We start from the raw sequence: 8181 nt of genomic DNA, 5'->3' as shown, positions 1-8181 counted from the left end.
GGCAGCGCATGTTTGGCATTTATGCTGCGTTATCGCCTATTTATGGGGAATACCACATGACATAGGCTCTGCCTTGCCTAAATACCAAACAGTCTGCTGCAAATTCAACCTCGAAAGATAAACAGGCCCTAGAGCTCAGGTTAGGTAAAAATTAAGTGAAAATCTCATCCTATTCATGGCACACTACTGAGCGAGTTTAATCTACTACATACTGTTATGCGCCAATTAAAAACCGATACCACATCAAGTAATCTAACCTATCATGTCGAAAATGAATTTGGTTCAACTTGCGTTTATCAAAATAATGAACATCTATGGCTCACGCTTAACAACAACCCACAGTCTGACGTAATTATTCAAGGTGTAATGAATAAAGTGAGCCCTGAAAAAGTATGTGTGGCTATATATCAAAGCATGCTGTTATTTTTATTAATACCGATTAATGACCTGCGTATTCTAAATTTAGGGCTAGGCACAGCTGGGTTAGAACGTACACTCAAACATATTGAGTCTAATACTCCTTACTTAAGCCCCATTAATCTGTTTGAAAGTGTAGAAATAAACCCAGCAATAGTGAGCATTGCAAAGCAGTTTTTTCAATTACCCAACGATCACACTGTTCATTTACAATGTGCTGAGCAGTTTATAAGTCTATGCAATCAAAAATACGACATTATCTATATTGATATTTTTAGTGGAGAGTGCCACCAAACGTTTATTCAAAGTCATTCATTTTGGCAATCAATTAATCGCTGTATAGATGAAAGTGGCCAAGCAGTGATTAATTTAAACCCTCAAACAGGCCAAGATTTAAAAAATATTTTAGTTTTACTGCGTCAGTATTTTGAGTGCATCGCACTCATCGAATTTAATGAATACAACAATATTGTACTAATACTTAGCCACAAGTCGTTGAAGCATATTAGTATTGAAGCCATACAAACATCAAAAGTAATGCAAGTCATTGCTCCAAAACTACATAAAGCAATAAATACTATATATCATATAGAAATAGAGTAGCGACTAGGTTCAAATGTATCGTAACAAGGTAAGCTCGTTTCTAGTTGCTCCCAATTTGCCTTAGAAGTTACAAAATTATGAGATAAAGGCTTTTCAGTAATCGCTGAATCTATTAGACCCAAACGAATTCTATATCGACTTTTGTCATCTGCATTAGCACTATAAATTGGTGAACCGCAACATTTACAAAAATAACGCGTACGCCCTGCTTTAAAAGAATATTCGCTTAGTAAATTACTGCCTGTTGAAATTATAAATTCGTTGGCATTTATAAAGCCGTTAGTCGCAAAAGCAGTACCGCTGTTTTTTCTGCAAAGTGAACAGTGACAATGGATAATACTCGTAATAGGGCCCGTTAGCTCTACTGTAATTTCACCACATAAACATGAACCTGTGTACATATCACCTCCTTATAATTAAGCCAATTTTAAATAATGAGTCTATCTCAGCAGCTATTTTCAATGCTAACTGCCTTAATGTCTATTTCTGGGAAGTAAACACTCGCTAATATTCGCCTATTTTAGATCTGCTATCAAATTTAATATCTTTCCGATACTCAAATAGGGATGCTAGTAATATTTGCATTATTTGGCTGCACGCTTATCTTAATATTAAGCCTTTACAAGGCTGCATTTTAAAATACTTAAATGCTATGATACTCACCATTATTTGCCATTTAAGTTTTTAAAATGTATCGATTATTTGAAAAAATGACCAAAGCATTTCCTGAGCACCAACCAACTCAGCCGCCTTCTACTTTGTTTGCTTTTTGTCGTCACTACACCAAAGGAATGGAACTATCGTTGGTGCTGATGTCAATAAGCGCCGCCATGCTCGCTATCCTAGAGGTGTCTTTATTTAGCTACATGGGGCAACTAGTTGATTGGTTAACGGCCTACACACCCGAGACTTTGTTTGTCGAACAAAAGTCAGAACTTGTTAAAATGGCTGTAATGCTATTAGTTGTGCTGCCTGTCGTTGTATTTTTTCATTCCGCTATTTTGCACCAAGCCTTGTTAGGTAATTACCCTATGTCGATACGCTGGTTAGCGCATCGTTATTTACTGCGTCAAAGCGTGAGTTTTTATCAAAATGAATTTGCTGGACGAATAGCCACTAAAGTACTGCAAACCTCTTTAGCCGTTCGCGAAACAGTGACTAAACTACTAGATGTACTAATGTACATCGTGGTTTATTTTGGCTCGATGGTATTTTTAGTTGCCGAAGCTGATTGGCGCTTAATGATCCCTTTACTGGTTTGGTTGGCTTTATACATTTGCGTGCAGCTATATTTTGTTCCGCGCCTTAAAAAAATTGCTAGCTCACAAGCCGATGCTCGTTCAGAAATGACGGGGCGTATTGTTGATAGCTACACCAATATTTCTACGATCAAATTGTTTTCGTATACCCAGCGAGAAGAGCAATACGCAAAACAAAGCATGGATGTGTTTTTGCAGCCTGTGTACAAACAAATGCGCTTGGTAACTAGCTTGAACTTCGTTATTCAAACCCTAAATTACCTATTAGTATTCTCAGTTGCTGCTGTATCACTTTATTTATGGTCGCTTAGCGCAATTAGCGCGGGGGCAATTGCGGTTGCAGTAAGTCTAGCGCTTCGATTAAACGGCATGGCGCAATGGATCATGTGGGAAATAAGCAGTCTGTTTGAAAACATTGGCACCGTAGCCGATGGTATGAAAACACTCTCAAACCCTATCGAAGTGGCCGACAAACCAAACGCCAATACGCTGAACGTAAGCCAAGGGGCAATTGAGTTTAATAACGTACACTTTAATTACGGCAAAGCCGCAAACGAGACTACTCGCAGCCCTGTTATGAACGGGCTAAATTTAACGATTAAACCCGGCGAAAAAATTGGGTTAGTTGGTCGCTCTGGCGCAGGTAAATCAACGCTTGTTAACTTATTATTGCGTTTTTATGATACCGACTCTGGCAGCATAAAAATTGATGGTCAAAATATCACAGACGTAAGCCAAGAAAGTCTTCGCCGTTATATCGCCATGGTCACGCAAGACACTTCCCTGCTGCACCGCTCAGTAAAAGATAATATTTTGTATGGACGCCCCGATGCAACGCAAGCTGAGATGATAAACGCTACCAAGCAAGCTAAAGCACTCGAATTTATAAACGACTTGGTTGATAGTAAAGGTAACAAAGGGTTTGATGCACAAGTAGGCGAACGCGGTGTCACCCTATCGGGCGGCCAACGTCAACGTATTGCTATTGCCCGCGTATTACTTAAAAACGCACCTATACTCATACTTGATGAAGCCACCAGCGCACTCGACTCAGAAGTAGAAGCGGCAATTCAAGCAAGCCTTGATGACTTAATGACAGGTAAAACAGTAATCGCTATAGCACACAGACTTTCTACCATCGCACAAATGGATAGATTAATTGTACTTGATGACGGCGGCGTAGTTGAGCAAGGTACTCATGAAGAGCTCATTGCTAAAGGTGGCATTTACGCAGCCCTTTGGACGCACCAAACAGGCGGGTTTATAGGTATAGATTAGTTAATCTGTGAGTTACTGAATTTAACAATAACAAAACAAGCGAAGGTGCCTTTTAAGGTCTTCGCTTGTTTTGTTGTTAATATTTTAAAAACGAAACAAAAATAACTCCTAATTATTCATTTATCAAAGTGTTAATAAAGTGGCTACTTGTACCTTTTTAAGCATAAAACACGGACCTTTTCTTGATTAATTTTAGTCGATTATATACCATCGCTGCCTTACAATAATTTATGGATAGTGAACCTCTTTATGGAAAAAATACTTCCTCTACTTTTCCTTTGCGCGTCTTCACAGTGTTTTGCTGACACCGTTTATATCGGTGTAGATTACGTTTTACCTGAAATCACGATTGCCAGCGAAGATGCAAAACCCAAAGCAACCGCACTACGTTTAGGTGTTAGTAACAACAACATGGCTTTTGAAGCCCAATATTTAGCTGCTAATGACACTGATAATATTTATAGTATTGAGTTTGATATAGAGAAAAGCGCCGCGCTATTTTTTGTTATGCAATCAGATGTTGTAAATGGTTTTGGCTTAGATGTTTCTTTGGGGTATGCAATAACAGACGTTGTAACTGCTGGTCCTGAAATGACAATTAGTGACAACTTTCAATATAAAGGTTTTGCGTGGGGACTGGCGCTACATCAAGATATTCCTTACATAGACAACACCCAAATAAGATTGGGTTATCAATCTTTGTACAACAAAGATGATATTAAAATTACAGCTATCTCTCTTGGTTTTACATACCAATTTTAGTCATTAATTTATTATACAAAGGTATTTTCCCAAAATGACAAGAATAAACACTTTCCCGAAATTATCCGTTGTTGCAATTTTATTAACAAGCATTATTGGTTGTGGTTCAGATGACAAATCCGACGACCTTGTCAAAGCTGTTACCCTCGAAAAGCTTCGCAGTGAAGGAACTATTATAGAATCAGTCACTATTGAAAATGCTCAAACACGCTTAAGAGTGGGCGATAAACATCAACTTAGCGCAACAGGTATTGATAGCAAAGGTAAAAAAAGAGATGTCACTAAAGAATTAACTTGGAGCTCAAGCGATAGCGACATTGCAACCGTGAGTGATAGTGGTTTAGTGACTGCAATAGCGAGCTCTTCAGCTGATCAGGGTCTAGTTAAAATTACAGGCACTACTATTAATGATATTTCTGGTAATGGAGAGATATCGATAAGCAATGCAGCAGTTGCTAGTATTAAATTAAAGCAAGCATCCTCACAAACCGGTAATATAAACACCTGTATTGATGCAAAAATTAATGGTGATGTTAGCTACACTGATGGATATATTTCATTAAATACTATTAAAGATATGAGTTTTTCCGTTGATAATAGTACTACTGCAACCATTGACTCAGATGGAACTTTATTTACCTCAGCACCTAGTATTGAAAAAACGCTGATCACCGCAAGTATTCGCACAGTTACAGCTCAATTAAACGTCACTTCAGATCCAAAAAATCTAGAAAGCATAAATCTTTTAGTTGATGATGTTGCAACAGATACGATCACATTAAATGTGGGCGATCGCATGCAACTTAAAGCACAAGCTAATCTCAGTAATACAGATTCAACGTTTAATATAAATAATAGTATTTCTTGGTCACAGCTAAATACAGACGACTATGTAGGAATAACAACAGATAAGAATAACAAAGGTGTTATTTTGGCTTTAAAGCCAGGTTCAACCAAGCTTATTGGTCAATGTGGTGGGAAGCAAAAAATAGCAACGTTAGAAGTTAAGGGAGATGCAACTCTTAACACAATTCAAATTAATGATGGCGAAAGCACACTAACATTAGAGCCATTAAAAACAATCGACCTCGTATTAACAGCAAATTATACCACTACACCAACAAGCCTAAATGTTACCGAATTTGCTGATTGGAACCTTAATGGCAGTAGTATAGTGGAAGGTAAGTTAATTAATGCCGGAACAAAAGAGGCTTTATATAGGCTAACGAGTAAATCAAGTACTAATAATACTGCTGTTATCTCAGTAACCTACGATGGAATAATTAGCAATACAACTATTAACATAGAGTGAGAAAAGTTTAAATATTACTTTTCGATATGTTAGTAGATATTTTAACCAGAGTTCAGGTTAAAATAGTAAACTAGCTAAAACCGTTTAAAATAAAAAAGCGAAGATGCTGCATAGCTTCTTCGCTTTTTTAACGCTATAACAAATATAATTTATAGGCGCTATTTGACAATCTAGGCAACTAATCTTAATCCTATCATTACTAACATCACCACATTTGCAATCACGCCAATCAAGAAGAAGTAACTACGCGGGCTTGGGTTTTTCTCTGTTGCAATTGCGTAGTACAACACCATGTGAATTATACGCGCTATTAAATACACCCAAACACACATTGCAAAAAGTGGGCTTTGATAATTAATCACAAATGCAAATAATACGGTGCCTATAAATAGCGCACTGTTTTCGAGCGTATTATGAAATGTGCGGTGCGCTCTAAATATAAAGCTGTCGTGCGATAGGTCGTCGTTTATTTTACCAGGGACAGCATGGGGCTCTTTAGCTTTACTAAATGTAGCCACCGCCCATTGCACCACGAGCATAATTAAGTAAAGGTAAAATGCCAAATAGGCAGAAAGCGTAACTTCAGTCATTTTCAAATTCCTTGTTTTATTATATTACTAGAGCCTGTTAACCTTTGTGGATTTAAATTTGTTCTATCTAGGGGCGACTCAATCGCGGCACAAGGTTTGTAACCTAGCGGGCTCGGTAACTGCTCCTGCGTTACTCTAATGGCTTACATCCCTATAAGAATAACTAAAAACCGAGCAAAGCTTCCGCGTTTGGCATTCATGCGTCGGTTATCGCCTATTTATGGGGAATACCACACAATATAGACTCTGCCTTGCCTAAAAACCAAACGCACTGCTGCAAATTCAACCTCGAAAGATAAACAGGCCTTAATGTTTAGCACATTTAATACCAAAAATAACTATCTGATATTAAAGTAAATAAATTATTTCATTATAAAATAGATGTAATACATACCCTGTTTTTATAAAATTTACTCAGTGTTTTAAGCTTTAAGACTACGAGTAATTCAATACATTGCAAGTGCTAGCTGCATGTTTAGAACACTTTTATTAATCCTTTCTGACTAGTCAGGGATAAAAAACCAATACCAATACTAATTACGTATTTTAAAATATTTACTTGAGTATTTATTCTAATCGGTGTTTTATATCGTTAATGATAACTGAACGGTAGAATACATATGACAAATAAAATAGCAAAATACTTAGCCGCTTTGGCTTTATTAAACCTTGTATCAGCGCCCGCTTTTTCAGCGCAACTTAATATAAATGAAGTTGAAGACTTGTCTAAGTTAGCAAAATACAAAGACGTAACAACAATTAAGCGTAATTTTGCCAAAGATGTAGCACTTAACTACAACTTACTAAATTCGGATCTTAAACAAACGCTGAACCAATATAACCTTGCGCTAAATGCCGACCAGCTTTCGTCTTTGGGGATGCAAAAGCAGCAAAATATTGGTGAAGCAAACAGTGCCTTACAGCAACTAAAAGGCTTACCACAGAACACGGGCAGTTTATTACAAGTTCGTTTAGCAAGCGATACTATGCTCGCTGATTGGCAACAAGGCCAAAGTCCTTTATTCGCGTTTGCACCACAAGGTGACGATAAACTGTGGACTGAAATTGAAGCGTTTGACCAGTTTGGTCAGATTCATTATCTCGCTGTTGATGAACTACCAAACCAGCCTGTATTTGTTGTGGAATTAGATCAGCAAAAAGTACAAAGTGCAGGTATTGCTGTTATGCGCAGCATTCTATCTCCTGAGAAGTTAAATGATGGCGCATTTGGGCAAATAAACCAATTAAATAACGAAAAGCCAATGCAAACCAGTGTATTGAAAAAAATACATTTAGCCGATGATAAAGAACCATGGATCTCAGGCAAAGCTGAGGTGTATGCCATTGTTACAGGTATTGATCCATCTAGAGATAAGCCGATATTAGATATAGTGGATTTACCTTATCTCGATCATGACGAAACGACCTACAGCCCTAATCAAGTTGTAATTCATTGGCAACGTTATCGTTGGCAAGCAGTCGATATGCTTTTAATGGAGCAAGATGACAACACTAATTATAAAACGCTAGCATCAAAATTATTAGAAATCACAGAGCAAGTTATGTCTAACATTCCTGATTTGCAAGCACAGGGTTTTGCCATCATCCCTAAACTGACAAATGAGCTATTAAAAGCAATGCCAGACGAGTGGTTTACCAATAATGATGACTATGTTGACGTTTTTTATACTCTTTTTGAGAACAAAGACTATCAAGAATATAAAGGGGCAAGTAGCAATGCAACCATCACATTGTCACCTTTAGTAATTAACCCTAGACAAAACTAACCTGAACTCTGGATATTAAATTTATCTTAAGCCGCTATTTTTAGCGCTAACTATAAAAGCTACTAATTGTATAAATTAGTAGCTTTTTTATGCCTTACACATTCATTTATCCGATACACCGCCCACATCGCTAAACATTAATTTATACCAATCTGCTTATATATGGGGCCTAT

Annotated in this window: 7 protein-coding genes; 5 read left to right on the top strand and 2 right to left on the bottom strand. The window is 37.3% G+C overall.

What is annotated here, in order from left to right:
- Positions 1 to 216 precede the first annotated feature (216 nt).
- The gene (locus tag CWB66_RS14890; RefSeq protein WP_077537758.1) at positions 217 to 1020 is read left to right on the top strand and encodes a polyamine aminopropyltransferase; all 804 of its coding nucleotides are present in this window, start codon (positions 217 to 219) and stop codon (positions 1018 to 1020) included.
- Here the strand turns inward: CWB66_RS14890 and CWB66_RS14885 are convergent.
- Complete coding sequence (locus CWB66_RS14885) at positions 1002 to 1421, bottom strand: GFA family protein (protein ID WP_077537757.1); 420 nt, start codon at positions 1419 to 1421, stop codon at positions 1002 to 1004. The two genes, CWB66_RS14890 and CWB66_RS14885, sit on opposite strands and share 19 nt — an antisense overlap.
- Before the next feature lie 288 nt (positions 1422 to 1709).
- Between CWB66_RS14885 and CWB66_RS14880 the strand changes: the two genes are divergently transcribed.
- From CWB66_RS14880 to CWB66_RS14870, 3 genes are all read left to right on the top strand, one after another.
- Positions 1710 to 3557, top strand: a complete 1848-nt coding sequence (locus CWB66_RS14880) for an ABC transporter ATP-binding protein (protein ID WP_077537756.1) — start codon at positions 1710 to 1712, stop codon at positions 3555 to 3557.
- Positions 3558 to 3806: 249 nt separating this feature from the next.
- The gene (locus tag CWB66_RS14875) at positions 3807 to 4319 is read left to right on the top strand and encodes a putative outer membrane beta-barrel protein (RefSeq protein ID WP_077537755.1); all 513 of its coding nucleotides are present in this window, start codon (positions 3807 to 3809) and stop codon (positions 4317 to 4319) included.
- Positions 4320 to 4353: 34 nt separating this feature from the next.
- Positions 4354 to 5631: an Ig-like domain-containing protein gene (locus CWB66_RS14870; RefSeq protein ID WP_138585971.1), complete on the top strand. Its 1278-nt coding sequence runs from the start codon at positions 4354 to 4356 to the stop codon at positions 5629 to 5631.
- A 170-nt stretch (positions 5632 to 5801) separates the two neighbouring features.
- Here CWB66_RS14870 and CWB66_RS14865 read toward each other — a convergent pair whose 3' ends face one another.
- A complete protein-coding gene (locus CWB66_RS14865; protein WP_077537753.1) occupies positions 5802 to 6221 on the bottom strand; it encodes an MAPEG family protein in 420 nt (139 codons plus the stop codon).
- 620 nt (positions 6222 to 6841) lie between these two features.
- Here CWB66_RS14865 and CWB66_RS14860 point away from each other — a divergent pair.
- The gene (locus CWB66_RS14860; protein ID WP_138585970.1) at positions 6842 to 8008 is read left to right on the top strand and encodes a DUF3103 family protein; all 1167 of its coding nucleotides are present in this window, start codon (positions 6842 to 6844) and stop codon (positions 8006 to 8008) included.
- Positions 8009 to 8181 lie beyond the last annotated feature (173 nt).

This window comes from Pseudoalteromonas sp. S558 (assembly GCF_005886635.1).
Classification (GTDB): domain Bacteria; phylum Pseudomonadota; class Gammaproteobacteria; order Enterobacterales; family Alteromonadaceae; genus Pseudoalteromonas; species Pseudoalteromonas aliena.
Note: the sequence above shows the minus strand (reverse complement) of the source record. Positions and strands in the feature narration are given on the sequence as shown.

Excerpts from the sequence above, each read along its gene's own strand:
- CWB66_RS14885 (WP_077537757.1), bottom strand. The coding sequence starts at position 1,421 with ATGTACACAGGTTCATGTTTATGTGGTGAAATTACAGTAGAGCTAACG.
- CWB66_RS14870 (WP_138585971.1), top strand. The coding sequence starts at position 4,354 with ATGACAAGAATAAACACTTTCCCGAAATTATCCGTTGTTGCAATTTTA.
- CWB66_RS14890 (WP_077537758.1), top strand. The coding sequence starts at position 217 with ATGCGCCAATTAAAAACCGATACCACATCAAGTAATCTAACCTATCAT.
- CWB66_RS14880 (WP_077537756.1), top strand. The coding sequence starts at position 1,710 with ATGTATCGATTATTTGAAAAAATGACCAAAGCATTTCCTGAGCACCAA.
- CWB66_RS14860 (WP_138585970.1), top strand. The coding sequence starts at position 6,842 with ATGACAAATAAAATAGCAAAATACTTAGCCGCTTTGGCTTTATTAAAC.
- CWB66_RS14865 (WP_077537753.1), bottom strand. The coding sequence starts at position 6,221 with ATGACTGAAGTTACGCTTTCTGCCTATTTGGCATTTTACCTTTACTTA.
- CWB66_RS14875 (WP_077537755.1), top strand. The coding sequence starts at position 3,807 with ATGGAAAAAATACTTCCTCTACTTTTCCTTTGCGCGTCTTCACAGTGT.